This window comes from Tabrizicola sp., from assembly GCF_030373185.1.
Taxonomy (GTDB): Bacteria; Pseudomonadota; Alphaproteobacteria; order Rhodobacterales; family Rhodobacteraceae; genus Tabrizicola.
Window position 1 is genome coordinate 256366 of sequence record NZ_JAUCZH010000008.1, and the last position, 25240, is coordinate 281605.

The 25240-nt window shown below is 63.1% G+C and carries 24 protein-coding genes and 1 pseudogene; 16 read left to right on the forward strand and 9 right to left on the reverse strand.

Annotated features, from left to right (window positions below; genetic code table 11):
* Positions 1-23 precede the first annotated feature (23 nt).
* On the reverse strand, positions 24-1055 hold the full coding sequence (locus tag QUV21_RS16445; RefSeq protein ID WP_300856361.1) for a substrate-binding domain-containing protein: 1032 nt from the start codon (positions 1053-1055) through the stop codon (positions 24-26).
* A 556-nt stretch (positions 1056-1611) separates the two neighbouring features.
* On the opposite strand from QUV21_RS16445, the gene QUV21_RS16450 reads away from it, so the two are divergent.
* The 4 genes from QUV21_RS16450 (at position 1612) to QUV21_RS16465 (ending at position 5814) form a co-directional block, all read left to right on the forward strand.
* Positions 1612-2739, forward strand: a complete 1128-nt coding sequence (locus QUV21_RS16450) for an extracellular solute-binding protein (protein ID WP_300856362.1) — start codon at positions 1612-1614, stop codon at positions 2737-2739.
* A gap of 176 nt (positions 2740-2915) precedes the next feature.
* Positions 2916-3998, forward strand: coding sequence for an ABC transporter ATP-binding protein (locus QUV21_RS16455; protein ID WP_300856363.1), 1083 nt, complete (start codon positions 2916-2918; stop codon positions 3996-3998).
* 4 nt (positions 3999-4002) lie between these two features.
* Positions 4003-4929 (forward strand): ABC transporter permease, encoded by a 927-nt coding sequence (locus tag QUV21_RS16460; protein ID WP_300856364.1) that lies wholly within the window; start codon positions 4003-4005, stop codon positions 4927-4929.
* A gap of 12 nt (positions 4930-4941) precedes the next feature.
* A complete protein-coding gene (locus tag QUV21_RS16465) occupies positions 4942-5814 on the forward strand; it encodes an ABC transporter permease (RefSeq protein WP_300856365.1) in 873 nt (290 codons plus the stop codon).
* A gap of 54 nt (positions 5815-5868) precedes the next feature.
* On the opposite strand, the gene QUV21_RS16470 is transcribed toward QUV21_RS16465, so the two are convergent.
* Both QUV21_RS16470 and QUV21_RS16475 read right to left on the reverse strand, forming a co-directional pair.
* On the reverse strand, positions 5869-6669 hold the full coding sequence (locus QUV21_RS16470) for an alpha/beta hydrolase (protein WP_300856366.1): 801 nt from the start codon (positions 6667-6669) through the stop codon (positions 5869-5871).
* On the reverse strand, positions 6666-8177 hold the full coding sequence (locus tag QUV21_RS16475; protein WP_300856367.1) for a UxaA family hydrolase: 1512 nt from the start codon (positions 8175-8177) through the stop codon (positions 6666-6668). Before QUV21_RS16475 ends, QUV21_RS16470 begins: the two co-directional genes overlap by 4 nt.
* A gap of 107 nt (positions 8178-8284) precedes the next feature.
* Between QUV21_RS16475 and QUV21_RS16480 the strand changes: the two genes are divergently transcribed.
* From QUV21_RS16480 to QUV21_RS16490, 3 genes are all read left to right on the forward strand, one after another.
* Positions 8285-8956 carry a GntR family transcriptional regulator gene (locus QUV21_RS16480; protein ID WP_300856368.1) on the forward strand — a complete coding sequence of 224 codons (672 nt, stop codon included), beginning with the start codon at positions 8285-8287 and terminating at the stop codon, positions 8954-8956.
* Between the two features lie 6 nt (positions 8957-8962).
* Entirely contained in the window at positions 8963-9958 is a 996-nt protein-coding gene (locus QUV21_RS16485; protein WP_300856369.1) for a sugar phosphate isomerase/epimerase family protein, read from the forward strand.
* 152 nt (positions 9959-10110) lie between these two features.
* Positions 10111-11010, forward strand: coding sequence for a PfkB family carbohydrate kinase (locus QUV21_RS16490; RefSeq protein WP_300856370.1), 900 nt, complete (start codon positions 10111-10113; stop codon positions 11008-11010).
* 139 nt (positions 11011-11149) lie between these two features.
* Here QUV21_RS16490 and QUV21_RS16495 read toward each other — a convergent pair whose 3' ends face one another.
* Positions 11150-12166 (reverse strand): aldo/keto reductase, encoded by a 1017-nt coding sequence (locus QUV21_RS16495; RefSeq protein ID WP_300856371.1) that lies wholly within the window; start codon positions 12164-12166, stop codon positions 11150-11152.
* Between the two features lie 91 nt (positions 12167-12257).
* On the opposite strand from QUV21_RS16495, the gene QUV21_RS16500 reads away from it, so the two are divergent.
* Genes QUV21_RS16500 through QUV21_RS16515 form a run of 4 tightly spaced genes read left to right on the forward strand, consistent with a single transcriptional unit; the run spans position 12258 to position 16364 of the window.
* Positions 12258-13070 (forward strand): BtpA/SgcQ family protein, encoded by an 813-nt coding sequence (locus tag QUV21_RS16500; protein WP_300856372.1) that lies wholly within the window; start codon positions 12258-12260, stop codon positions 13068-13070.
* A complete protein-coding gene (locus QUV21_RS16505) occupies positions 13067-14149 on the forward strand; it encodes a M20/M25/M40 family metallo-hydrolase (RefSeq protein ID WP_300856373.1) in 1083 nt (360 codons plus the stop codon). The genes QUV21_RS16500 and QUV21_RS16505 overlap by 4 nt, the downstream gene beginning before the upstream one ends.
* Positions 14146-15630 (forward strand): FGGY-family carbohydrate kinase, encoded by a 1485-nt coding sequence (locus QUV21_RS16510; RefSeq protein ID WP_300856374.1) that lies wholly within the window; start codon positions 14146-14148, stop codon positions 15628-15630. Before QUV21_RS16505 ends, QUV21_RS16510 begins: the two co-directional genes overlap by 4 nt.
* Entirely contained in the window at positions 15630-16364 is a 735-nt protein-coding gene (locus QUV21_RS16515; RefSeq protein WP_300856375.1) for a creatininase family protein, read from the forward strand. Before QUV21_RS16510 ends, QUV21_RS16515 begins: the two co-directional genes overlap by 1 nt.
* Here the strand turns inward: QUV21_RS16515 and QUV21_RS16520 are convergent.
* From QUV21_RS16520 to QUV21_RS16530, 3 genes are read right to left on the reverse strand one after another with little or no spacing between them, the layout of a single operon-like run.
* Positions 16361-16816 carry an RbsD/FucU domain-containing protein gene (locus QUV21_RS16520; RefSeq protein ID WP_300856376.1) on the reverse strand — a complete coding sequence of 152 codons (456 nt, stop codon included), beginning with the start codon at positions 16814-16816 and terminating at the stop codon, positions 16361-16363. The genes QUV21_RS16515 and QUV21_RS16520 overlap by 4 nt on opposite strands.
* A gap of 19 nt (positions 16817-16835) precedes the next feature.
* Positions 16836-17756 (reverse strand): carbohydrate ABC transporter permease, encoded by a 921-nt coding sequence (locus tag QUV21_RS16525; RefSeq protein WP_300856377.1) that lies wholly within the window; start codon positions 17754-17756, stop codon positions 16836-16838.
* Positions 17753-18856, reverse strand: coding sequence for a sugar ABC transporter permease (locus QUV21_RS16530; protein WP_300856378.1), 1104 nt, complete (start codon positions 18854-18856; stop codon positions 17753-17755). Before QUV21_RS16530 ends, QUV21_RS16525 begins: the two co-directional genes overlap by 4 nt.
* A 193-nt stretch (positions 18857-19049) precedes the next feature.
* On the opposite strand from QUV21_RS16530, the gene QUV21_RS16535 reads away from it, so the two are divergent.
* Positions 19050-19526: a hypothetical protein gene (locus QUV21_RS16535; RefSeq protein ID WP_300856379.1), complete on the forward strand. Its 477-nt coding sequence runs from the start codon at positions 19050-19052 to the stop codon at positions 19524-19526.
* A gap of 98 nt (positions 19527-19624) precedes the next feature.
* On the opposite strand, the gene QUV21_RS16540 is transcribed toward QUV21_RS16535, so the two are convergent.
* Together QUV21_RS16540 and QUV21_RS16545 are read right to left on the reverse strand one after the other, a co-directional pair.
* The gene (locus QUV21_RS16540) at positions 19625-20341 is read right to left on the reverse strand and encodes a DUF6065 family protein (RefSeq protein WP_300856381.1); all 717 of its coding nucleotides are present in this window, start codon (positions 20339-20341) and stop codon (positions 19625-19627) included.
* Positions 20342-20513: 172 nt separating this feature from the next.
* Positions 20514-22145, reverse strand: a complete 1632-nt coding sequence (locus QUV21_RS16545; RefSeq protein WP_300856382.1) for an extracellular solute-binding protein — start codon at positions 22143-22145, stop codon at positions 20514-20516.
* Between the two features lie 292 nt (positions 22146-22437).
* Here QUV21_RS16545 and ugpC point away from each other — a divergent pair, with 292 nt between their 5' ends.
* The 4 genes and pseudogenes from ugpC to QUV21_RS16565 form a co-directional block, all read left to right on the forward strand.
* Positions 22438-23493: a sn-glycerol-3-phosphate ABC transporter ATP-binding protein UgpC gene (gene ugpC / locus QUV21_RS16550; protein WP_300856384.1), complete on the forward strand. Its 1056-nt coding sequence runs from the start codon at positions 22438-22440 to the stop codon at positions 23491-23493.
* Between the two features lie 84 nt (positions 23494-23577).
* Positions 23578-24030 (forward strand): RbsD/FucU family protein, encoded by a 453-nt coding sequence (locus QUV21_RS16555; protein ID WP_300856385.1) that lies wholly within the window; start codon positions 23578-23580, stop codon positions 24028-24030.
* Positions 24031-24045: 15 nt separating this feature from the next.
* On the forward strand, positions 24046-24966 hold the full coding sequence (gene rbsK / locus QUV21_RS16560; RefSeq protein WP_300856386.1) for a ribokinase: 921 nt from the start codon (positions 24046-24048) through the stop codon (positions 24964-24966).
* Positions 24967-25089: 123 nt separating this feature from the next.
* A pseudogene (locus QUV21_RS16565) lies at positions 25090-25240 on the forward strand (phosphate ABC transporter ATP-binding protein); the annotation flags it as partial.

Genomic DNA, 25240 nt, shown 5'->3' on the forward strand with positions numbered 1-25240 from the left:
ATTCGCTTTTGGGGAACGCGCCGTCAGCGGCTCTGGATGTTGGCGGCAGAGTTTCGCTCGATAAAACTGTAGTTGCCGATGCGTTGCAGGCCAGCCAGCGGCTTGCCTTCGATCGCCCCGGTCAGACAGTCGGCCAAAGGTTCCCAACTGTCGCGCAGCGGGGCCTTTGTGACAGTCAGCGCGGGAAAGAAGGCCGAGGCGCGCAAGGTGGGCAGATGGTCGTCATGGGCTACGACCGACACATCGCCGGGAACGGAAAGGCCAAGCGCCTCCAGAGCCTGATAGACACCACGCGCCAGCCTCACATTCCCGCAGACGATGCCGGTTGGCCGTGGCCCGCCATCGGAAAACAGCCGGACCGTGGCGGTCAGCCCGGTGGCTTCGTCCATGTCGCCGTTCAGGTGCAGGCGCCGGTCCGGCGCAATCCCCGCCTGAGACAGCGCATGCAGGTAGCCGCGTTCGCGCACCGTCACATAACTGCGCCCGGAAATCCCGTTCAGAAAGGCAATGCGACGGTGACCGCGCGCGGCAAGAAAAGACGTAAGTTCGCCTGCAAGTCTTTTATTTTCAATATCAAAATAGGGATAGTCTGGTGCCTCTGTCGTTCTGCCATGGACCACGAAGGCAAGCCCGGCCTTGCGCAGGAAATCCACGCGCGGATCATGGTCGAGTGGATCGATCAGCACAAAGCCATCCAGCATCGCCTTGCCGATCAGCTTTTGATAGACGGGCAATACCGGCTCGTTCTCGGCCATGATGTGTAAGACGAAATGCATGCCGCGGCCCGAAAACTGGGCCGATAGCCCCGCGACGACTTCCAGAAAGATTCCATCCTGCCCGATGCTGCGATGCTGCGGAACCACAAGTCCCACCATCCCCGACCGCCCCGAGACCAGCTTTCGGGCCGAGACATTGGGATGGTAGTTCATTGCCCGCGCCGCGTCCTTGACACGCAGCCGGGTTTCCTCATTCACGTCGGAATGGTCGTTCAAGGCCCGGCTGACCTGAGTGATCGACAGATCAAGCGCGCGGGCAATGTCTTTCAGGGTAGCCATCGGGCTGGTTTCCTCCAACATCATTTCCGAAACATTTCGGATGGAGAATCAACTGCAAAATGCAAGACGCCTACCTGCCATTTCCCGCACATTCTTCGCAAGGACGTCCCAATGCGGGACAGGGGGAGGCCCTGCTGGTCTGGTGCAAAGGAAATCAGGCAAGTGCCGGTGGTGCGCGCCTGCACCCTGCATGCGGAATGGGTGCAGAGTGGTCTTGGGGACCGGTCCTGTGGGTCGGCTCTGCTTTGGGTTGCGTCGGGCGAAAGCGGCAGGCCGTCGGCGCTGTCCCTGACCGGAAGAAAAGCGCCGGAGTGCAGGGAAAAACAGCACATGACGAAGGTTTGTCGGCCTTGATCCGATTGCGAGCATTGCTTCGTTGACAGGCCCACGGGAATGCAGGGTAAGGTTCGTGCGCAGGCGCCGTCTTGCCCGGCTGACATGCCCCTGTTGCGGGTCTTGTCCATGCTGACGCGGGGAAGGCGCCTATTGCGTGACTGAACCACAATAACCGGGGACAGCCCGTGCCTCTGATCGTTAGAAACCAGGGAGACCATTCGTGAAAAACACCACTTCAGCCTTCAGCCGTCGCCGGTTCCTGCAAGGCTCTGCCGCAGGCGCAGGCATCCTTGCCGCGCCGGCACTTATCTCGTCCAAGGCGCTTGCCTCGTCGGGGGAAATCAACTTTGTCGGCTGGGCGGGCTATCCCGCGCTGCCAGAGAAAGTTTTCCCGGCCTTTGAAGCCGCGACCGGCATCAAGGTCAACTTCAAGGAACTGCCCGATCAGGACACCATGTTTGGTGAAGCCAAGGTCGCGCTGGAAGCTGGCGGCATTGACATCATCGAACCGACCATCGACCGCGTCGGCGCATGGGATTCCAACGGCCTTCTTGGTGCGTTCGATGAATCCAAGCTCGCGATGGACAACTACCTCCCCGGGCTGGCCGATGGCGCTGCCGGTGAGCGGTCGCGTCCGGGCGGGATGTTGAAATACGTTCCGTCGAACTGGGGAACCGAAGCGCTGGTCGTCAACGTCGCCGATGCCAAGCTGTCGACCCCGCCGTCGCTCGGCGATCTTTTCAGCCCCGAAAATCAGGTCACCCTGCGCCCTCATTCGGCACTGGCAGCGATGGGTCGCTGGCTGGATGCGACCGGTCAGCTGCCGCGTCCGTGGATGGACGGCTACACCGACATGGGCGCCATGGTCGAACTGTGGGACATCGCGCTGGCCAAGGCCATCGAGATGAAGGGCAATGTCGTGCAGTGGTGGTCGGGCGAGAACGAGGCCAACGCCGGCTTCATCGCCAACGGTGCCACCATCGGCCTGTGCTGGGATTCGACCGGCTACAACCTGCGCAATGACGGCTATGCCTATGTGGCGCCGGTTGAAGGTGCAATTGCGTGGCATCAGGGCTTCGTGCTGATGAAGAACGCAGCAAACGTCGAGCAGGCGCACGAGTTCGTGAAGTTCGTCTCGACCCCGGAAGGTGCCGCGGGCTGGGCCACGGCCTTCTCGTCCAACCCGGTCGGCAAGGGCGCGGCAGATCTTCTGGATCCGGAAGTGTCGAAATACTACAACGGCACCTTCAATGACGAAGCGCTGTCGAAGCTGTGGTGGTGGCCCGACCAGTCGGCCGAGTTCCTCGCCAAGCGCGCCGAGTATGCCGACAAGTACAAGGCTGCCTGAAACTTGTGCAAATGACTGGACGCCGGGCCTGAAAGGGCTCGGCGTGCCTTTTTCATGCTCTGCAGTGTCGATCTGGACTGAACCGCAGGCTGCAACTGGCGATACCCATTGCACGGGCAGGGCTGCCTGCTAGCCTGCAATAAAAAGACGGCACACCATCAGGGGGACCACGCGGCATGAGCGCCGGAATTGACCTAGAAAACGTCTGCTGCGATTTCGGCACCTTCCGGGCGGTCGACAATGCCAATGTCTCGATCAAACCGGGGGAGTTCTTTTCCTTTCTTGGCCCCTCTGGCTGCGGCAAGACGACGATCCTGCGCATGGTGTCGGGGTTCATCGAGCCGACACAGGGCGTGATCCGCATTGGCGGCACCGATGTGAAAGGCACCCGCCCGAACCAGCGTCCCACAGCGCTGATCTTCCAGAACCTGGCGCTGTTTCCGCTGATGCCGATCTGGGAAAACATCTCTTTCGGGCTGGAAGTGCGGGGCGTCGACAAGGCCACCCGCCGCAAGAAGGCCGAGGATCTCTTGACGCTGGTCGACCTGCCGGGTGCTGCCGACAAGATGGTAAGCCAGCTTTCAGGGGGCCAGAAGCAGCGCGTGGCGATTGCCCGGGCGCTTGCGGTCGAACCGCAGGTCATGCTGCTGGACGAACCGCTGTCCGCGCTTGACCTGAAGCTGCGCCAGCACATGCGGGCCGAACTTCGTGCCATCCAGAAGCGGACGGGCGTGACCTTCATCTACATCACCCATGATCAGGGTGAGGCCTTGGCGATGTCGGACCGCGTTGGCGTCATGAGCCAGGGCCGCATCCAGCAGATCGCCGACCCGCGTGAGATCTACAACAACCCGGTGAACGGCTTTGTCGCCAGCTTTGTGGGCGAAAACAACATCTTCGAGGGGGAGGTGGAAACGTCCGCCTCAGACATGGCCCGCTTTTCCACAGCCCATGGCACCTTTCGCGCCCGGCTGGGTGACCTTGGCGAAAACAAGCGGGCGAAGCTTTATGTCCGGCCGGAACACACGCTGTTGTCGGCCACCGCGACGGCGGAAAACGCGATTCCGATCACCGTTGGCGACGTGTCGTTCGAGGGCAACTTCATCGCCGTCCATGCCGTCAGCGAAACCGGGGCGCATCTGACCTCGGAAATTCGCAACGATGGCTCGGCCACGGTGCCGGAAAAAGGGGCCAAGCTGTTCATGACCTTTGATGCAGCCCGCGCCTCGATCCTGCCCGACGCGAATGTGAGGGGCTGACGTCATGCAGGACATGCTGCGCCGCTACGGCCTTGGCCTGACGCTGACGATCTGCCTTCTGGTCGCGTTCTGGCTGGTGGTGCTGGTGATCGTGCCGAACATCACTTTGTTTGAGCAAAGTTTCCGCCCCTATCTGCCAGTGGTCGAGGTGGGCGGCCCGCGCGACACTTACAGCTTCAACAACTACCTCAAGGTCTTTGACGGCCTTGTGCAGAAAAGCCTGTTCGGGATCAGCTTCATGATCCCGGTGCATGTCTACACCTTCGGGCTGACGATCTTCTATTCCATGCTGGTGACGGTTATCTGCTTCGCCATGGCATATCCCCTGGCCTATTACATGGCCAAGATCGTCAACCCCCGCTCGCTGCCGACGCTGATCCTGCTGTTGTTCATCCCACTTTGGGTGTCCGAGGTGCTGCGGGCCTTTGCGTGGTGGATCATCCTTGCCTTCCGAGGCCCGCTCAATGCCCTTCTGCTGTGGATCGGCGCGATTGAAGACCCGATCCGCTGGACGAACATGGGCTATACCGGTGTCGTGGTCGGCCTGATCTACACCTATGTCCTGTTCATGCTGTTTCCGGTCTACAACGCGATCCAGTCGCTGGACACCAACCAGATCGAGGCCGCTGAAGACCTTGGCGCGCCGTGGTGGAAGATTCACTGGCGGATCGTGCTGCCCCATTCCAAGCCCGGCATCGCCTCGGGCTCGGTCATCGTGTTCATGCTGTCGGCGGGGTCACTTCTGGTGCCGTCGATCCTTGGCTCCACCACCTCGCAATGGTTTACCCAGACCATTGACCAGTGGTTCAAGGATGCGCTCGACTGGAACACGGCCAGCGCCTACGCCTTCCTTCTGCTTCTTCTTTGCACCGTCTTCGTGACCATCGCGATGTGGGTGTTCAAGGTAAAGCTTTCCGACATCGCGAAATAGGAGAGGGAGGTCATGCACAAATTCCGCCAGAACCTCGCGCATCTCTACATGCTGCTGTTTGTCTTCTACCTGCTGGCGCCGCTGGTGGTGATGTCGGGGGCTGCGTTCAACGATTCCAAACTGCCGTCGATCGTGCCGTGGAAGGGCTGGACCACCATGTGGTTCAGCGAGATGATCTCGGATCAGCGGATGATGCTGGCTTTTGGCAACACGCTTTGGGTTGCGGTGGCCGTTGCGGTCATTTCCATCATCGTTGGCACGGCCAGCGCCATCCTGATCAACTCGGTTTCAGGCCGGGCCAGAACGGTGCTTTACGGGATGATGATCTCGACCATCCTGATCCCCGGTATCGTCATCGGCATCTCGACCATGATCATGTGGACCAAACTTGGCGGGGCGCTGTTCGGGCCGGGTGGCAAGCCGTGGCCGTTCATTCCCGGCCTGCATCTCAGCGTGCTGGGGCAGGTCAGCTATATCGCCGCGATGGTGATGCTTCTGGTGCTGGCGCGGCTGCAAAGCTTTGACTCCGGGTTGGAGGAAGCGGCACTGGACCTTGGCGCAAGCCACGCGCAGGTGATGCGGCGCATCCTGTTGCCGCATCTTTACCCCGCCATCGGGGCGGGGGGGGCAGTGGCCTTCTTCCAGTCGATCGAGAACTTCAACGTGACCCAGTTCACCAGAGGGGGGGCGGATACATTGACAGTCTATGTCTTCTCCAAGGTCCGTGCAGGAATCACCCCCACGATCAACGCGCTGGCTTTCCTGCTGATCGTGGTGACCCTGTTGCTTGCGGTCCTTTACGAAGTGAACCGCCGCCGTCGCGCAAGGATTGAAGCTGCACGAGAGGCCGAGGCCCGCCGCGCCGAAGAGGCGCTTCTGATCTAGGAAGGTTGCGTCACATCGTCCCGCGGCCCTGACACAGGGGCCGTGGGACGGGTGTCAAAGCCCAGCCAGAACCGCCTCGCACAAGGGCGATGCCGGGTCTTCCAGCGCGTCGATCACATCAAAATGGTGCTTGCCGGGGTCTGGCGTCCACGGGCAGTCCCATTCTTCGGCCAGAACCCGCGCCTGCCACAGGAAGGCGGGGCGTTCCCCGGCCCCCACCCAGACATGCGCCGCCACTTCGGGCCGCAAGGCAAGCCGTGCCGGGCTTTCGCGGGCAGCCTCATCCGCGTCAATCCCAAGGACATCATTCATCGCCGTTGCCTGAAGCGGCCCCAGTTCCGTGAGTGGCGAGATTGGCACCACGCGGTCCAGTCGCCCCGTTTGATCGGCGCAAGCCATCCGCGCGGCCAGATGGCCGCCAGCGGAATGTCCGGTCACCACAAGTGGCCCGGAAAACTGTCCCCTCGCCCAGTCGCAGACCCGGGCAATCTCGGCCGTGATTGCGGCGATGCGGGCGTCTGGCGCAAGCGTGTAGGATGGCATCACCACCCGGAACCCGCGCGCCAGCGGCCCGGCAGCCAGATGCGACCAGAGGCTGCGATCAAAGGCCTTCCAGTAGCCGCCATGCACAAAGATCACAGTGCCGCGCGGATCGGTTTCGGGGGCGAACAGGTCCAGCCTCTGCCGTTCCTCGCTGCCATAGGCGATGTGGCCCTGAAGCCGATGCCCAAGTGCGGTGCGGAAAGCCGCAGCCTTGGCCGCCCAGTGGGCAGGATAGTCGGCCCCGCCGGGAATGAAGTCACCGTTGGCATAGTCGCGGTCGGGATCGGGCCAGCGATAGGGTGGGGTGGTCACATCACCGCCCCGATCTGCCACGGCACGAACTCGGCCCCGCCAAAGCCAAGCTCTTCGGACAGGGTCTGTTCGCCGCTGGCCACGGCGATGATCTTGGCAAGGATCTCTTCGCCCTTGGCCGCGATGCTGGTGCCGTCAAGGATATCGCCGCAGTTGATGTCCATGTCTTCTTTCATCCGGCCATACATCTCGGAATTGGTGGCCAGCTTGATGCAGGGGCTGGGCTTGTAGCCCGAGACCGACCCGCGCCCGGTGGTGAAGACGATCAGAGTTGCTCCGGACGCGATCTGCCCAGTGACCGAACAGGGGTCATAGCCGGGGCTGTCCATATATGTGAAACCGGGCGAGGTGATGGGTTCGGCGAACTTGTAGACACCCGAAAGCGGTGCGGTCCCGCCCTTGGCTACGGCACCAAGGCTTTTCTCAAGGATCGTGGTCAGCCCGCCGCGCTTGTTGCCGGGGCTGGGGTTGTTGTCCATCTCGCCGCCGTTCCTTGCGGTGTAGTCCTCCCACCAGCGGATGCGTTCCAAAAGCCGCTCGCCCACTTCGGGGCTGACTGCGCGGCGGGTCAGCAAGTGTTCGGCCCCGTAGATTTCCGGCGTTTCCGACAGGATCGTGGTGCCGCCCATCCGGACCAGCAGGTCAGACGCATGGCCAAGTGCCGGGTTGGCGGTGATCCCCGAATAGCCGTCAGAGCCGCCGCATTGCAGCCCGACCATCAGTTTCGACACCGGGGCCGGTGCGCGCACCGCTTGCCCCGCAACCTTGGCCATCTCGCGCAGCACTTTCAGCGCGCGGTCAATCGTCGCCCGCGTCCCGCCTTCGCCCTGAATGGTCATGTAGCGGAAATTGCCATCCGGGCGCAGGCGGCCCTGGCCCACAAGGTCCGGCACCTGCATCACTTCGCAGCCAAGCCCGACCAGCAGGATGCCGCCGAAATTGGGGTTCCGCGCGTAGCCTTTCAGCGTCCGCATCAAGGTCTCGTAGCCCTCATTCACCCCCGACATGCCGCAGCCGGTGGAATGGACGATCGGCACCACCCCATCAAGCCCGGGGACACCAAGGATCTCGGGGTCTTTCTCGGCCGCCTCGGCGATAAAGCGGGCGACGGAGCCGGAACAGTTCACCGATGTCAGGATGCCCAGATAGTTCCGGGTTCCCACCGATCCATCCGCGCGGTGAAACCCCATGAAGCTGCGCGGCTCCAGCGGGGGCAGGGGGCGACATTCCGCGCCGATGGCATAATCGCTGGAATGTGGCCCCATCCCAAGGTTGTGGCTGTGGATATGCGCGCCTGCCGGAACATCCTCGGTCGCCTGCCCGATGATCTGGCCATAGCGGATCACCTGTTCACCCTTGGCAATCGGGCGGACGGCGATCTTGTGGCCGCGCGGCACCGGACCGGGCAAGGGGACGTCAATTTCCGTTACGGCGCTGCCTGCGGCCAGATCCTGCAAAGCAATGACCAGATTGTCGGCCGGATGCAGCCGGATCACCCCTTCAGCCATGTCAGCCCCTTCCTTGACAGCGCGGCACAGTCGCCTAACATGTTAGCATGTTACAACCAGCCGCCCTCAGCAAACAAGACCCCAGCGCTACCCGACGGTTGCGGCCCTTGGCTGACTATTCCGGGTCGCTGGGTCAGCGCGTCTATCAGACCCTGCGCGAGTCGATCCTGTCGCTGGCCTACCGTCCCGGAGAAATCCTTCGCAAGCCCGATATCTGTGAGGCGCTTGGCGTCAGCCGCAGCCCGGTTGCCGATGCTGTTGCCCGGCTTCAGGCCGAGGGGTTGGTGGATGTGGTGCCGCAGGCGGGAACCTTCGTTGCCCGCTTCTCGATGCAGGAAATCCGCGAAGGTGCCTTTCTGCGCGAGGCGATCGAGGTCGCTGCTATCGAGCGGGTTGCCGCTATCATAACGGATGACCAGTTGCAGCTGCTTCGCCGCAATCTGACCGTGCAGGCAGCCCTGGTGGCCGATGCCGATATTCCGGGCTTTTATGCGATGGACGCGGCGATGCACGAACTTCTGCTGTCGCTTACCGGCTTTCCCCGGTTGGCGCAGGTGTCTGAAACCGCCTGGCTTCATGTCAACCGCGCGCGCCAGTTGATCCTGCCGGTGCCGGGCCGGATTCAGGCGACTCTGGCTGAACATCAAGCCATTCTGGCTGCGCTTGAAACACGGGATCCCGTCGCCGCACGGACGGCGGTCCAATCGCATCTGCGCCAGCTTGTCACCTACCTTGAACCGTTGGAACGTGACCGCCCCGACCTTTTCAATCCCACCTGAGGTGTCATGACCCCGCCGGCCCCCCCCCGCCCCAATCGTCTGCGCCCAAATCGCCTTCGTTATGCTGCGCGGCTGAATGCCTTCAAGGTCAAGGGCGGGACTGTGGCCGACATGATCGCAGGCGCGGGCCGTGTCGGGGGGGTTACCGCCGCAGACCTGAATTATCCGGATCACTTCGCGGCGCACGACACCGCTGCCCTGTCAAATCTGCTGGCGGATCAGGGGATGGTGCTGAATGGTCTTGCCCTGCGCTATTACACCGAAGACGGCTTCAAGCTTGGGGCCTTTACCCACCCCGACGCCACCATCCGGCGCGCCGCGATTGACCTTACGAAGCGCGGCATTGACGCCTGCGCCGCGATGGGCGGCACGCAGATGACGCTCTGGATGGGGCAGGACGGTTTTGACTACAGTTTTCAGGCCGACTACGGGCGGATGTGGGATGACACCATCGCCGCACTGGCCGAAGTTGCCGACCACAACCCGACCATCGACATCGCCGTCGAATACAAACCGAACGAGCCGCGCGCCCATTCCCTGATGCCTGACATGGCGACCACCCTTTTGGCACTGGATGAGGTGGCACGCCCGAATACCGGCGTCACACTTGACTTTGCCCATATGCTTTACGCTGGCGAGATGCCCGCCAAGGCCGCCATGCTGGCCGCCCGCAAAAGCCGGATCCTTGGCCTTCACCTGAATGACGGCTACGGCAAGCGTGACGATGGCTTGATCGCGGGCAGCGTGCATCCGGTGCAGACGGTGGAGCTTCTGGTCGCCATGCTGCGTGCCGGCTACGCGGGGGTGATCTACTTCGACACCTTCCCCGATCATTCGGGCATCGACCCGGTGGCCGAATCGCGGGCGAACATCCGGTTGACCGACCGGCTGCTGGATGTGGCGCATCAATTGGCCGACGATCCGGCCCTTGCGGCAGCCCAAAGCCGTCAGGATGCCGCCGCCGCGACCACGCTTGTCATGGCGGCCCTCATCGGGGCGTAAGGCATTGCAACGGGATTTGCGCGCTGGCCCTTGCCAGATGCATACCATCGCCTACCATCCTGCACGCACGCAGCCTTACTGACGCTTACCCATGTCCCGTTCCAACCCAATCCTTCCGACAGCGCCCGTCCTTCCATGCCCGAGCAGTCAAGATGCCGTCTGATCCAGTCCTCATCTGTGCCGGGTCGCTGCATCACGATGTGATCGTCGGCGCCCCCGCACTTCCCCGCGTTGATCAGACCCTGACCGGCAGTTCCGTCCGCTATGCCTTTGGTGGCAAGGGCGGCAATCAGGCCGCCGCCGCCGCCCGCGCCGGAGCCGAGGTTCACATGGCTGGTGCTGTCGGTTCAGACGATCTTGCCATGACGCTGCGCGCGGCGCTCGACGCGGCCGGGGTCCGTCGGTCCGGTGTGCAGACCCATCCCGGACCCTCTGGCATGTCGGTGGCGATCTCGCTGCCGGACGGATCTTACGGCGCGGTCATCGTTTCGGGGGCCAACCTGTTGTTGCGTCCCGAAGCGGTCCAGTTTCCCAGGGATTGTGCGCTGATGCTTTTGCAGTCCGAGATTTCCGAGGTCGCAAACCTGACATTTGCCCGCCGCGCCCGGGAGGCCGGCATGGCGATCGTGCTGAACGCGGCACCCGCGCGCCCGGTCGCACCGGAACTGCTGGCCCTGACCGACCTTCTGGTCGTCAACCGGGGCGAAGCGGCGGATATTCTGGGTCGCCCGGAACAGGGCATCGACGCCACCCGCGCCGCCGAGGATCTGGCGGCGGTGGGTCCGGCTGCCGTCATCGTCACGCTTGGGGCTGAGGGTCTGGTCATTTCCCATCAGGGGCGGCTTACGATCCAACCCGCCCAGCGGGTAAAGGTCGTGTCCAGCCATGGCGCCGGGGATGCTTTCATCGGGGCGCTTGCCGCGGAATGGGCGCGCGGTGCCAGCCTTGATGCCGCTGCGGCCTTCGGTCAGACCGCAGCCGCGCTTCTGGTCAGCATGACCCCGGGCGAACGGCAAGCCATCACCGAAGCCGCCATCCGGGCGCGTATGTAAGCCCCCCAGGTCTTTCCCTGATCCAAATATCCCCGCCGGAGGCAGCGGAGCCAAGCGGCCACACGGCCGCGCCAGCGACCTGAAAGGCTTGCGGCCGGAAAGGCCGCTCTGCATGGCAACAGTTGGGAAGGGCGCTTGCCTAGGCGATCAGACCCTCGGCCTCCAGTTCCTGCCACAGCGCTTCGGGAACCTTGGCCCCTGCCGCTCGGATATTGCTGTCCATCTCGGCCAGCCCCTGCCCGCCGGGGATCACGCTGACCACCGCCGGATGGCGCAGCGGGAACTGGAACGCCGCATCCACCAACCGGATGCCATGGCCTTCGCAGATGCCTTGCAGCCGCGTGGTGCGGGCAAGGATGTCTTCGGGGGCCGGGGCATAGTTGTAATGCGCCCCCGGTCGTGGCCCGGTGGCAAGGATACCCGAGTTGTATGGCCCCCCGATCACCACGCCCACGCCCTGTGCCGCCGCCCGGTCCATGAAACCCGCAGCACCCTGTTCCAGCAGCGTATAGCGCCCGGCCAGAAGGAAGATGTCGAACTCGCCGTGGTTCAGCAGCCAGTCGCAAGGCTCCCATTCGTTCACACCCGCGCCAAAGCCCGCGATCACGCCCTCGTCGCGCAGCCGGGTCAGCGCCCGGTAGCCACCTGCCATGAATTCGGCCAGCCGCGCGGCCCTTGCCGATTCTGACCCATGGGTAAAGATATCAAGATCATGGACATAAAGGATATCCACCCGGTCCAGCCCCAGTCGTTCCAGACTGGCCTCAAAGCTGCGCAAGACCCCGTCGTGGCTATAGTCGAACCGCTCCTTGCGCGATGGCACGTCGATCCATTTGCCCGCCCCGTCCCCATTGCCGGGCGGCACGGCTGACAGCAGCCGCCCGACCTTGGTAGAGATCACATATTGATCCCGTGGCTTGCCGCGCAGGAAATGGTTGATCCGCGTCTCTGACAGGCCCAGCCCGTAAAGCGGTGCGGTGTCGAAATAGCGCACACCTGCGGTCCATGCCGCATCGAGCACCGCTTGCGCCTCGGCTTCGCTGATCGCCTTGAAAAGGTTGCCCAAGGGTGCCGCGCCAAAGCCCAGTTCGGTGAAGGACAATCCTGCCGCCCCTTGCCGGTTCCCGCGCCCGTTCCACTGTCGTCTTGCCTGCATGCCTGCCTCCGCCATTGCTGACATGCTAGTATGTTGCACCCTTCCAGACCACCCGCTTTCACGCTAGCCTTGCGGCAAGGGGGAGTGAATCATGACACGTTTCGAACAGGTCTTCGGGCAGAAAAAACCCGTCATCGCGATGGTGCATCTTGGCGCGATGCCCGGCACGCCGCTGCATGATGCGGCAGGCGGGGTCGAGGCGATCTTGCAAGGGGCCGCTGCCGATCTTGCCGCCCTTCAGGCCGCCGGGGTTGATGCGGTAATGTTCGGCAACGAAAATGACCGCCCGTATGAGCTGAAGGTTGACGCCGCATCCACCGCGACGATGGCCTATGTCATCGGCCGTTTGCGCGACCGGATCACCGTGCCGTTCGGGGTCAATGTGCTGTGGGATCCGATGGCCAGCATGGCGCTTGCCGCCGCCACCGGGGCGGCCTTCCTGCGCGAGATCTTCACCGGCACATACGCCAGCGACATGGGCCTTTGGGCGCCTGATGCAGGTGCCGCCCGCCGCTATGGCTCGCGGATCGGCGCGGGCAATGTGGCCACGCTTTACAACGTCTCCGCTGAATTCGCAGGCTCGCTTGACCCCCGGCCTTTGCCGGACCGGGCGCGGTCGGCCGTGTTTTCCTCGATCCCCGATGCGGTGCTGGTGTCGGGCGCAATCACCGGCGAGGCGGCGCGGATGGAAGATCTGGAGGCGGTCAAGCGCGTGTTGCCGACGACTCCCGTCCTTGCCAACACCGGGGTCAAGCACGCCACTGTGGCCGATGTGCTGAGCATCGCGGATGGCTGTATCGTCGGATCGGCACTGAAGGTCGGGGGCGACACATGGGCCGCTGTGGACCCCGACCGCGCCAAGGATTTCATGGACCGTGTCCGCGCAGCGCGGGGCGGCAAATGATCCGCGATCTTGTGACGGAACTGATGCTGATCCCCGGCTTGTCGGGCCATGAACAGCGTGTCGCTCGCGCCATTGCCGCGCATCTTGACGGGCTGGGTCTGCTGCACGGGTCTGACCGGCTTGGCAACCTGATGACCACGATCCCGGGCGACCCGGACCTGCCCTCGGTCATGGTCTTCACCCATATGGATCAGCTTGGATTCATCGTCCGCAAGGTGGAAGCCAATGGCCTGATCCGGCTTGAACGGCTTGGCGGGGTGCCGGAACGCGCGCTGCCGGCGCAGGCGGTCGTCCTTTGCACGGACAAGGGCGATATTCCCGGCCTCATCGCCAACAAGTCGCACCACGCGACCGGGCCGGATGAGAAATACAAGGTTCTGCCCTATTCTGAACTTTACGTCGATGCGGGTTTTGCCAGCGCTGATGAGGCGCTTGCCGCCGGGGTGCGGATCGGCACGCCCGTCACCTATCTGCCGCGCGTTCTGCCCTTGCATGGCAGCCGGATTGCCGGAACCTCGGTTGACGACCGGGCAGGCTGTGCTGTTCTTTTGGCGCTTGCTGCGGCGCGCAAGGGCAAACCGGGGCCGACGCTGCACCTCGTCTGGTCGGTGCAAGAGGAATACAACCTGCGCGGCGTTCTGCCTGCGGCGACCGCGCTGCAACCCGATATCGCCTTGCAGATCGACCTTCTTCTGGCCTGCGACACGCCCGACATGACCGCGCGGGGCGATGTGACACTGGGCGGCGGCCCCGGGATCAGCCTCTATTCCTTCCACGGGCGTGGCACGCTGAACGGGGTGATCCCGCATCCGGCATTGGTCAAACTGGCTGAAGCGGCGGCAGAGGCGGGCGGTTTGCCCTTGCAACGGTCGGCCCATACCGGGGCGCTGACCGATCTGTCCTACATTCAGTTCATGGGGCCGGAAGGGGTGGCTTGCCTCGATGTCGGGTTCCCCATGCGCTATTCGCATTCGGCGCTGGAGGTGGTGGATACCGCCGATCTGGACGGGTTGGCCCGGCTTCTGGACCTGATGCTTGACGCCATCACCCCGCAACTGACGCTGGCGCGAACCCCATGACCCATACCCTTGGCATCGACATCGGCACCTTTGAAACCAAGGGCGTTCTGGTCGCCGCTGACGGATCAATCACCGCCACGGCCACGCGGCCCCACAAGATGATCGTGCCACGCCCCGGCTGGGCCGAACACCGCGCGGACGAAGACTGGTGGGGCGATTTCGTCCATGTGACACGGGCGCTTCTGGCGCAATCGGGGATTGATCCCAAAGCCATCCGCGCGGTGGCCGTCAGTGCCATCGGGCCATGCATGCTGCCGGTGGACGCCGCTGGTGAGCCCCTGATGAATGGCGTGCTTTACGGTGTCGATACCCGCGCCAGCGCCCAGATCGCGGCGCTGAATGCCGCGATTGGCGAAGATGTGATCCTTGCGACCTGCGGCAATGCGCTGACCTCGCAATCCGTGGGGCCAAAGATCCTGTGGCTGAAGGAAACCCACCCCGACCTCTTTGCGCGCACCGCAAAGGTGCTGACCTCGACCAGCTATCTGACCTGGAAGCTGACCGGCGAACATGTGATCGACCACTATACGGCGGCCAATTTCTCTCCGCTTTATGATGTCAACACGCTGGGTTGGACGGAATCGCTTGCCGATATCCTGCCGCTGGACCGGTTGCCCCGGCTGATGTGGTCCACCGATATCGCGGGCCAGATCACCGCCGCTGCGGCAGCCGAGACCGGGCTTGCGCAAGGCACGCCCGTCACCTGCGGCACCATCGACGCGGCGGCCGAGGCGGTCAGTGTGGGTGTCCAGAGCCCCGGCGAGATGATGCTGATGTATGGCTCGACCATCTTCATCATTCAGGTGACCGCAGCCCCGGTGCGCGACGCGCGGCTTTGGTATGCGCCATGGCTTTTCCCGGGTCTGCATGCCTCGATGGCCGGGCTTGCGACCTCGGGGACGCTGACCCACTGGTTCCGTGACCAACTGGCGCGGGACAGCGATTTTGCCACCCTTGCGGCTGAGGCGGCGGCCAGCCCGAAAGGGGCCAAGGGTCTGATCTGCTTGCCCTATTTTTCGGGTGAGCGGACGCCGATCCATGACCCCATGGCCAAGGGTGCCTTCTTCGGGATGGACCTGACCCATACCCGCGCCGACCTTTTCCGCGCCGCACTGGAGGGGGTGGCCATGGGCACGGCACATGTCTTCGACACCTACCGCGAGGTGGGTGCGGCCCCGGAAAAGGTGCTGGCGGTGGGCGGCGGGACGCAGAACGCGGTCTGGTTGCAGGCGACATCCGATATTGCCGCAACCCCGCAACTGGTCTGCGAAAAGACCATGGGGGCAAGCTATGGCGACGCCTTCCTTGCCGCCGTCGCCATTGGCGCGGTCATGCCGGATGAGATCACGCGCTGGAACCCTGTCGCCCGCACGGTCACCCCCAAGGCGGTTCCGGCCTACGACCGGCAATACCCGCTGTGGAAGGCGCTTTACACCCAGACCCGGGATATCGCCCACGCGCTTGGAAACGGGGGTGGGTGATGCAGTTTGACCGGATGCGCCCGCACCAGATTGACGAGGCGATTGCCACGAATGTCCCGGTTGTGCTGCCAATCGGGGTGATGGAATACCACGGGCAACACCTGCCCGCCGGGGTGGATCTGTTGATCGTGACCGAGACGCTCAAGCGTCTGGGTGACAGGATCATCACCCTGCCACCCTTTGCCTATGGCGCGGCCAGCCATGCGGTTTCGGGGCCGGGGGCAGGGACGCTGCATCTGGACCCCGCCACCTACCTGCCCATGGCCGAGGCGCTGTTTTCGGCGCTTCTGACCACAGGTTTTCGCAACCTGCACGGTGTCATCCACCACCAGACCGAGAATTTCGTCCAAGGCATGCCGACGGACCTGAGCTTCCGCCTTGCCGCCCGCAACGCGATCTTTCGCCATCTGGAAACCGCGCGCGGCCCCGGCTGGTGGGGCGACCGGGCAATGCAGGATTACTACGGCCAGCACGAAGCAGGGGCCGACCCGTTCAACTGGATCCGCATTCATCCGCTGTTTCCCAAAGGCGCCGATTTCCCATTTGATCATGCCGGCGTCGGAGAGACGGCGCTGATGCTGGCCCTTGCCCCCGAAACAGTGGACATGTCGCGCGCGCTGGAGGGCGGGCATTGGTATACCGAAACTGCCCCTCAGGCGACGGCTGATCTGGGTGAGAAGGGTGTCAGGATTGCGCTTGCAAATATAACCAAGGCACTGGGGCTTGCCGGCTAAAGAGGTGGCAGGTCGATTACCCCCTTTTTGAGGATAAAGCAGCCATATGGACCGCTATCAGCAGTTCGGATGATGCAAAAAGCCTGCTTTGCGGCCTTGTAGAAGGCGAAGCGCTCCAAGCTTTGCATCGTTACCGGGCGGCCCTCTGCGCTGTCTGCGACAGCTTGCATTCGGGCAAATATCGGCCGTTCGGCCGCTGGCTCTCCCACCACCTGCATCCGGGTTACAGGTGCCTCGACAAAGGTATCCAGCGGCATGAGCGAAAGGATCGCACGCGCCGCCGTGGGAATGTCGCAACCGGGCATGTCGATCAGGCGGCCGTAGGTGGTTTCAGCCGCAATGGTGGCGGCAGGGTGGTTCACGTCGCAGATCACCAGATCATCGCCATGCCCCATCAGCATCAGGACATGAACGATTTCAGCCGACAGGCGTTGGTCGATGCCCTTCAACATGGCAGCGGTCCGGGGCCGGTCACTTCACCGCCCCGGCGGCCATGCCCTTGATGATGAACCGTTCCAGCACGACGCCGATCACGATCAGCGGCAGGATCGCCGCCGTCGACAGCGCGGCCATCGACCACCAACTGATCCCCTGACTGCCGGTCTGGCTGGCAACCATCACCGGCAGGGTGTTGGCGTGGGTCGAGGTCAGAAGGGCCGCGAAGAAATACTCGTTCCAGGTCAGGACCAGCGACAGGATGAAGGCCGCGACCATGCCGGGCAGGGCAATCGGCAGGATGATGGTGAAGAACGCCCCCCAGACGCCGAGGCCATCGACCATTGCGGCTTCTTCCAGTTCCGTGGGTATCCCGGCGAACTGGTCGCGCATGATCCAGATGACGATGGGCAGCACGGTCAGCGTGTAGAGCAGGATCAGCCCGATCCGCGTGTCCAAAAGAGCCATTTCCTTGTAAAGCACGAGGAAGGGCAGGGCGAGGACAACGGGCGGCAGGATCAACTGGCTGAGGAAGAAGAACGATATGTCGTCATTCTTCATGAAGCCGAACCTGAAGCTGAACCGTGACAACCCGTAAGCCGCCAGCGACCCAAGGATCACCGCCAGCGTCGAGGCCGACAGCGCCACGATGGTGGAGTTCAGGAAGCGCTTCATGAACTCGTCCCGGACGGTGGAGTCGTTGCCGATGGTGTCGGGCGACAGGCCCAGAGACCGCCAGCCCAGCCATGCCGGATCATAGTCGACCCAGGGAATCAGGTTCCCCTTCATCACATTCGGGGCCATCTTGAAACTGGTGGTGATGGTCCAGTAGATCGGAAACAGGCAGATGATCGCCCAGAAGATCAGCACGCCATAGACCACCAGCCGGTTCGCAAACCATTTTGCGCGGAAGCTGCGGTCCGCCTCGGAATCCTTGAAGATGGCGGTTTGCGTCATGTGCGCGGTCCTGCCCAGCGGGCTGCAAGTTTCATCAGGATCGTCATCACGATGACGATGATCACCAGATAGACCATGGCCAGCATGGTGCCGTAGCCCACGTTCGACCGGTCGCGGTATTCGCGGAAGATGAAGCTGGTCACGGTGTCGGTCGCCCCCCCGGGGCCGCCCGCAGTGACATTGATCACGATGTCGGCCAGCTTCAGCTTGAAGATGATCCGGATCAGGATCGCGGTGATCGACACCGGAAGCATCAGGGGAAAGGTCACCTCCCAAAAGCTTTTCCAGCCGGTCGCGCCATCAACGCGCGACGCCTCGGTCAGTTCTTTCGGGATGGCCTGAAGTCCGGCCAGCAGCATGATCATCATGAAGGGAATGAAGGTCCATGCGTCCATCAGCATGATGGTGATCTTGGCAACTTCGGGCGAGCCGAAGAAGGACGGATTGTCCCAGCCAACCCAGCGGGCAAACCTTGCAAGCGGGCCAAAGCGTGCTTCCAGCATGGATTTCCCGATCATCCAGCTGACGGCAACGGGAGACAGCATGAGCGGCAACAGGAAAGCCACGCGAAAGAACTTGCGCGCCCGGATCTGCCCGGCCAACAGCAGCGCCAACCCGAAGGCGATGGCATATTCGACAATGATGGCAGCTGTATACCAGACCATGTTGCCCATCGCGTTCCAGTAGAACGGGTCGGTCCACATCTGGCGCAGGTTATCCAGCCCGTTGAAGGCGCGGCCTGTCGGGCTGGACAGGTTCCAGCTGGAAAAGGCAATGACCAGTCCGAACAACAGCGGAAACACGGTCAGCGAGATGACGAACAGGGCGGCAGGCAGTACGAACAACGTGCGCTTGCCCTGTTCGCCCCGGATGATGACCTGCGCCCAGCACAGGCAGGTGGCCCAAAGGCAATAGGCGTATAGCGTTGGCCGCCATGTCTGAAAGCCAAGGTTCCACCAGCCCGAAGTCTGGCCCAGTTGCGCCAGGGCCACCCCGGCCAGCACTGCGGCAGAGCCCCAGATCAGGCCGCGGCCCATGCGCCTGCGGCTGTCGGTGATGGTGTCGCTGGTGACGACGTGAAGGTGATCGGTCGTTGACATGCTAGCATATTAGCCGGGGGTGCGCGCCGGGCAAGCGGCAATCCACCGCAAGGACGGTTCCGACGGGCATAAACTCTCGTTCATGGGGCCGGATTCAACCACAGTTCATTGGCGTGATCCCTCGGTTTATGGACGCAACCGGCAGTTGCCCTATTCTCGATCCATCCGCTGCAACATGAACGAGGATCCCACCATGAAGAAAATCGTTACCCTTCTGACTGCCCTTGGCGTGACCGTGACCGGACTGACCGGGACGGCAGCCGATGCCGGCGCCCCGGCAGTCAAGCTGTTTGGCAGTTCCGCCCGGGCCGAAGCTGGCAAGCCGATGGATTTCCGCGCCAAAAGCTTTCAACTCACTTCTCCCGAGCTTGAATCGATGCTGGTGCAAGTCGATGACAAGCAGAAGTGGAAACGCGTGAAGCGTGATGGGAAATGGGTCTGGATCATGGTCAGGAATGGCGGGTCGGACAGCAATTCGAACTCGAACAGCAATTCGAGCAGCAACAGCAACAGCAACAGCAATTCGAACTCGAACAGTAACTCCAACTCGAACAGCAACTCGAATTCCAGCTCGAACTCGAACAGCAACAGCAATTCCAACAGCAACTCGAACTCGAGCAGCAACAGCAACAGCAATTCGAACAGCAACTCGGACTCTGACGACGATTGATCGCCTTGGCCTGTGGCCTAACTGGACGTCGCGCATAGCGCCAAAGGATGGGGCCACCCCGGCGACGGGGTGGCCCCTTCAGTCCTGGTTGTCCCCGATTACTTGCGCTGGGCGCGGGCGTCTGTGCGATACCAGCCCGCCCCGGCGCGGGTGTTGCGGTTGACCTTGTCGCGCGCCTCGGCATCGGCGGGGGTTTCGGCCCCGATCTCGGCGGGAAGCTCGGTGCTGTCGCGGCGGAAGGGGATGACCTGTATCAGGGGTGAGCCCTTTTCGATGACATGCAGCCCGTCCGGCCCGGTGGCAAAGAACGGGAAATGTACCGGCGCGGTGTAGGTGTCGGTGTCGACCACGCCGGCGATGACCTCGAACAGCCCGTTCGGACGGTTGAGCGGGCTGACAAACAGGCACGACCAGCCGGGCGGCGTGACGATGGTCCAGAAGTTGTGGAACTTGCAGGGCGGCCTGTCGCCCCACGGGCTGCCGTTCACCTGATGCGCGCCGTGGCCCGAGGCCATGGTCCGGTCAAAATCCCAGCCGGTTTCTACATGACGACCGTTGTCCGAAATCGTCATCCGGACCTCGGCGGCGAAGGGGATGATCCAGCCGGTTGTCATCGCGTCAAGAAACGGCATGCAGCGTTTGATGGTAAGGCCTGTGTCGGTGACCGAGACCTTTTCAGGGTCCACGGCAGGAAGTCTGCGGAACCAGGCAGGCAGATACTCCTTTGCGGGGACAGGCGGGGCGATCACGCCTTCGTCGCGCGGTTCGCACAGAAAGCGGATCTTGGCGGGTGGGCTGGACTTGCGGCCGAACATGCGGGGTCTCACTTTTCGGGGTTTGATGTGGCAAGCCTAGTCTCTTGCTCACACAAGGCAATAAACCGGCGGTAGACAAGGCCCCATTCCTGCATGACAAAAAGCGCGCCAGTTTCCCGGCGCGCCCTCATTGTATTGCGGTGGGGCAGATCACCCCAGCCCGCGGGTCTGGTCACATCCCCAGCGAGGCCTTGTAAAGCGCGATCTGGCTTTCGCGGCCGATCTGGTCGGTGATCTTTTCCCAAGCTGCGGCAATGGCGTCTGCCGTTTCCTGTGCCGAGGCATACTGACCAGCAAAGCCCTTGGACAGCTCGTCCTCGGCCACCGAATAGTATTGGAAGATGCCCGGGATCCGCGGCTCGATTGCGGCGTTCGGGTGGTTGTAGCTGTCGGCGTTGGACCCGAGGTAATCCTCGACATAGTCGCGGTCATAGCCCGCCGCTTCCCATTCTTCATAGTTGAAGTGCGAGTTGCGGTAAGGCTGGAAGCCAGACGGATAAGCCGCTGTCCAAAGCGACAGATCCTTGCCGCCCAGATGCGCTGCGGCCGACCATGCAGCCTTGCGCTTCTTTTCGTCGCCCGAGACGTTCGAGGTGACATAGACGCCCCAGCCGATATAGGCCATGAGCGGGGCTTCGTTCGCGGTTTCTTCCCAGGCGCCGGCGGCCGAGTTGTAGCGGCGGTCCGAGCCGGGGTTGATCCCGAAGCCCACCACATCGCCTACGACCGAGGTGTCGGAAGTGCGTGCCGAGGAACCAACGTCGCCCCACCACATCAGCATCGAACCGGTTCCGGCAAGGAACTGGCTGAAGGCGGTGGTGCCGGGGTCGGCGTTGATCTGGTCGGCCGGGTAGGCACCGGCTTCGATCAAGTCCATCACGTCCTGGATCGCCTGCACCCAGCCCGGATTGTTGACGCGCGGCTTCATCGTGTCCGGATCAAACAGCCATGCCGGATCATCCGGATGCTTGACGTAGGCGGTCGCGCGGTTGGCGATGAAATACATGCCGAACCCGCCCCAGCCCTTCAGCGGGTCAAGATAGCCATGCGCGGGCAGGCCGGTCAGCGGGTCGGTCTGGCCGATCAGCGCCTTCGAGACCTCGTTGACTTGCTGCCAGGTCTTCGGCACCTCTGGTCCGCCAATCGCACCCTCGCCGAAATAGTCCTTGCGATAGGCGAAGGTGTGGCAGTCGCCGTCGATGGTGATCCGGTAGGATTTGCCATCCCAGGTGCCGACCGGGGGCTGAAGGTAGCCCACAAGGTCATCGGCTTCGATCTGGGTCTTCACCCAGTCGGGCATTTCGTCCAACAGGCCGCGACCGGCGGTGTCGCCTTCAAACGGAGCGCCCATTTCAAGGATGTCGAAGTCCACCGTGCCGGTGGCAATCGACTGCTGAAGCCGGGCGTTGTAATCGGCCTGTGCAAGGTCGATCCAGTTGATCTTGGCGCCGGTATAGGCCTCCCACGGCTTGAGGAAGCCACGGAACAGGAAGTTGTGCAGGTTCTGGTTGTTCAGGCCAAGGAAGGTCAGTTCCACGCCGGCAAATTCACCCTCGGCGACGGAAGCCTTGGTCGCGCCAAGGCACAGCTCGCCCACCTTCTGCCAGTCGGCGTCGGTCGGGCTGCCCATGCCCACGCCCGGAATCTTCAGGATCTCGGCACGAACATTGCCATGCGCCTCGGCAAGTGCCGGCTTCATCGACATCGGCAGTGCGGCGATGGCTGACAAGGCTGTGGCGCCCTGCAACATGCGGCGCCGGCTCATCGTGGCCTGCACCATTGCGTTGTATACTTCGACTTTCACGTTCAGTCCTCCCTGTCGGATGACCCTGATGGCTTGGCGCGTCAGCGCGCTTGCCGGGCCTTTGCTGTTGCATCAAGTGCTGGTCTGCGGCGCGGGTAACGCGCGCTGGTTTTTGGTGACGGCGGGCCGGATCGCGGGGCCTCCCCTCCCCTTGCGACAGCCTTCCCCGACAGCCAGCTTGGCAAGGGGAGGGGGGCCTGTCAAGATTCTAACATGTTAGTATGATCAGCCGGTGGACAGCCCAGCCCGCGGCGGCTAGCCTTGGCGGCGCACTGGGAATGAGGAAGGGCCAATGGCCGAAGTCACGATCCGCGATCTGAAGAAGTTCTACGGGGGGGTGCAGGTCGTTCATGGCCTTGACCTTGATATCGCGGATGGCGAATTCGTGGTGCTGGTCGGCCCGTCGGGCTGCGGCAAGTCCACGCTCTTGCGGATGATTGCCGGGCTGGAGGAAGTGTCCAGCGGGGATGTCCGCATCGGCGAGCGGCGGGTGAACAACCTGCCCCCATCCGAGCGCGACATCGCGATGGTGTTCCAGAACTACGCGCTTTATCCCCACAAGACGGTGGGCGCGAACATGGGCTTTGCGCTGAAGATGCGGGGGATGGACAAGGCCGCGATAGCCGAAAAGGTCACGCGCGCGGCCGAAATCCTTGGTCTTACACCATATCTGGACCGCTACCCTCGCGCCCTTTCCGGAGGCCAGCGCCAGCGTGTTGCCATGGGTCGCGCTATCGTGCGCGATCCGCAGGTGTTCCTGTTCGACGAACCCCTGTCCAACCTTGATGCCAAGCTGCGGGTCCAGATGCGGACCGAGATTCGCGAGTTGCACCTGCGGTTGAAGACCACGACGGTCTATGTGACGCATGACCAGATCGAGGCGATGACCATGGCCGACAAGATTGTCGTCATGCAGGGTGGCCGGATCGAACAGGTCGGCGCGCCGCTGGATCTTTATGACCGCCCCGCGAACACCTTTGTTGCGGGCTTCATCGGCAGCCCGTCGATGAACCTTGCGCCGGGCGTTGTTCGGGGGGGCGTTGTCGAGCTTGACGGCGGCGCACGCCTGCCATTGCCAGCAGGTCTGGAGGTGGCCGAGGGCCGTGAGGTGACCTATGGCGTGCGCCCCGAACATCTGACGATCGGGGCCGAGGGGATCTCCGGCACGGTGGCGGTAGTGGAACCGACCGGGTCTGAAACCCATGTCGTGCTGCGCGCGGCTGGCCGCGAGGTGGTGGCCATGTTCCGCGACCGCGTGCCATTCCGGCCGGGCGATGCGCTGACCTTTGCGCCCGAAGCGGACAAGGTGCATCTTTTCGACAGATCCACGGGCGTGCGCTTGGGGTGAGCGCCCGAGGTGACCGGCGGCGTGGGGCCAGTCCTCTCACCCCGGGATACTTGTGAACAGAATTTGGCCGGGGAGGGCTTTGTTGTGCTGAAGGGGATCGACAACCGGTTGAATGCCGAGGTGCTGGCATGCCTGCGCGCGATGGGGCATGGCGATGTGCTGATTCTGGCGGATACGAACTTTCCATCTGATTCTGTGGCGCGGGCGACGGTGACCGGGCAATTGCTGCGGATGGAGAACCTGACTTCGGCCGAAGCGATGCGGGCGATCCTGTCGGTGCTGCCCTTGGACACGTTCGTTGATGATTTCGCTGGCCGGATGGAGGTGGTGGGCGCGCCTGACGATCTCCCCGCCGTCCAGAGAGAAGTGCAGGCCGAGATTGACCGGGCCGAAGGCCGTCCGCGACCGATGGTTTCCATCGAACGCTTTGCCTTTTATGACATGGCGCGGGCGGCCTATGCGGTGATCCAGACTGGTGAGCGGCGGTTCTACGGCTGCTTCATGTTGCGCAAGGGCGTGATCCCGCCGGACGCCTGAGAAGGGAAGCAGAAAATGAAGCCGATCGTGATCCTTGGGATTTTCGTGGCCGACACCGCCTATCGGGCTGACCGGCAGCCAAAGATGGGGGAAACCATCCTTGGCACCTCATTCGTGCTGGGGCCGGGAGGGAAGGGGTCGAACCAGTCGGTTGCAGCGGCGATGGCGGGTGGGGAGGTGCATTTCATCACCCGGCTTGGGCGCGATGCCTTTGCCGATATCGCCCGGGCAACATGGGCGCGCGCCGGGGTGGTGCCAGAGGTCACTGAAGACGCCGAAAGCTACACCGGGGCGGCCTATATCTTCATCGAGAACGCCACCGGCAATAACGCGATCATCGTGGCTCCGGGTGCTGCGGGGCGGGTCTCTGTCGCCGATGTCGAGGCCAGACGCGCCTTGATCGAGGGGGCGGCGGTCTTCGTCACCCAGCTGGAACAGCCGATCCCGGCGGCGCGCCATGCGCTTGAAATCGCGCGGGCGGCGGGGGTGTTGACGATCCTGAACCCGGCCCCGGCAGCACCGCTGGACGATGCGATGCTGGCGCTGTGCGACTATGTCACCCCTAATGAATCGGAAGCCGAGGCGCTGACCGGCCTGCCGGTAACGACTGTCGCCGAAGCCGAGGCAGCGGCGGATGCGCTTCTGGCCAAGGGAGTTGGCGCGGTGGTGATCACCCTTGGTGACAAGGGCGCGCTTTACCGGGACCGCACAGGCTCGGTCCATGTGCCGGTGATCAGCGCGGGACCGGTGGTCGAAACCACTGGCGCAGGCGATGCGTTCAACGGCGGCTTCGCGGTCGCGCTAAGCGAGGGGCAGGACGTGGCGGAAGCGGTGCGCTTTGGCTGCGCCACTGCCGGAATTTCGGTGACCCGCCCCGGGACCGCGCCAGCCATGCCAAGCCGGTCGGAAATCGAGGCCTTGCTGGCAAGGCCCTGAGCTGGCCACTGTCATTACCCTGTTACAAAAACGACGCATAGAGTTCACCATGCAAGCCTAATGGCTGCATGGGGCGGCCTGAGCAGGTTCAGGTGGCCTGCCTGCAAACACGGAGCGAGGGCGATGGACGACGTGCGGACCACTGGACAGGCCACCGCGACCGCTGCCACGAAGATCGAGGCGCGGGGGGTTCAGGTTTATTACGGGACGAACCACGCGCTTCGGGATGTGGATGTCACGATTCTCGACAAGGCAGTCACCGCCTTCATCGGGC

What these genes read in the sequence shown, in the direction of transcription:
- QUV21_RS16445 (WP_300856361.1), bottom strand. Translation starts at nt 1,055, where the DNA reads ATGGCTACCCTGAAAGACATTGCCCGCGCGCTTGATCTGTCGATCACT.
- QUV21_RS16455 (WP_300856363.1), top strand. Translation starts at nt 2,916, where the DNA reads ATGAGCGCCGGAATTGACCTAGAAAACGTCTGCTGCGATTTCGGCACC.
- QUV21_RS16460 (WP_300856364.1), top strand. Translation starts at nt 4,003, where the DNA reads ATGCAGGACATGCTGCGCCGCTACGGCCTTGGCCTGACGCTGACGATC.
- QUV21_RS16465 (WP_300856365.1), top strand. Translation starts at nt 4,942, where the DNA reads ATGCACAAATTCCGCCAGAACCTCGCGCATCTCTACATGCTGCTGTTT.
- QUV21_RS16475 (WP_300856367.1), bottom strand. Translation starts at nt 8,177, where the DNA reads ATGGCTGAAGGGGTGATCCGGCTGCATCCGGCCGACAATCTGGTCATT.
- QUV21_RS16485 (WP_300856369.1), top strand. Translation starts at nt 8,963, where the DNA reads ATGACCCCGCCGGCCCCCCCCCGCCCCAATCGTCTGCGCCCAAATCGC.
- QUV21_RS16490 (WP_300856370.1), top strand. Translation starts at nt 10,111, where the DNA reads ATGCCGTCTGATCCAGTCCTCATCTGTGCCGGGTCGCTGCATCACGAT.
- QUV21_RS16495 (WP_300856371.1), bottom strand. Translation starts at nt 12,166, where the DNA reads ATGCAGGCAAGACGACAGTGGAACGGGCGCGGGAACCGGCAAGGGGCG.
- QUV21_RS16500 (WP_300856372.1), top strand. Translation starts at nt 12,258, where the DNA reads ATGACACGTTTCGAACAGGTCTTCGGGCAGAAAAAACCCGTCATCGCG.
- QUV21_RS16505 (WP_300856373.1), top strand. Translation starts at nt 13,067, where the DNA reads ATGATCCGCGATCTTGTGACGGAACTGATGCTGATCCCCGGCTTGTCG.
- QUV21_RS16510 (WP_300856374.1), top strand. Translation starts at nt 14,146, where the DNA reads ATGACCCATACCCTTGGCATCGACATCGGCACCTTTGAAACCAAGGGC.
- QUV21_RS16515 (WP_300856375.1), top strand. Translation starts at nt 15,630, where the DNA reads ATGCAGTTTGACCGGATGCGCCCGCACCAGATTGACGAGGCGATTGCC.
- QUV21_RS16520 (WP_300856376.1), bottom strand. Translation starts at nt 16,816, where the DNA reads ATGTTGAAGGGCATCGACCAACGCCTGTCGGCTGAAATCGTTCATGTC.
- QUV21_RS16525 (WP_300856377.1), bottom strand. Translation starts at nt 17,756, where the DNA reads ATGACGCAAACCGCCATCTTCAAGGATTCCGAGGCGGACCGCAGCTTC.
- QUV21_RS16530 (WP_300856378.1), bottom strand. Translation starts at nt 18,856, where the DNA reads ATGTCAACGACCGATCACCTTCACGTCGTCACCAGCGACACCATCACC.
- QUV21_RS16535 (WP_300856379.1), top strand. Translation starts at nt 19,050, where the DNA reads ATGAAGAAAATCGTTACCCTTCTGACTGCCCTTGGCGTGACCGTGACC.
- QUV21_RS16540 (WP_300856381.1), bottom strand. Translation starts at nt 20,341, where the DNA reads ATGTTCGGCCGCAAGTCCAGCCCACCCGCCAAGATCCGCTTTCTGTGC.
- ugpC (WP_300856384.1), top strand. Translation starts at nt 22,438, where the DNA reads ATGGCCGAAGTCACGATCCGCGATCTGAAGAAGTTCTACGGGGGGGTG.
- rbsK (WP_300856386.1), top strand. Translation starts at nt 24,046, where the DNA reads ATGAAGCCGATCGTGATCCTTGGGATTTTCGTGGCCGACACCGCCTAT.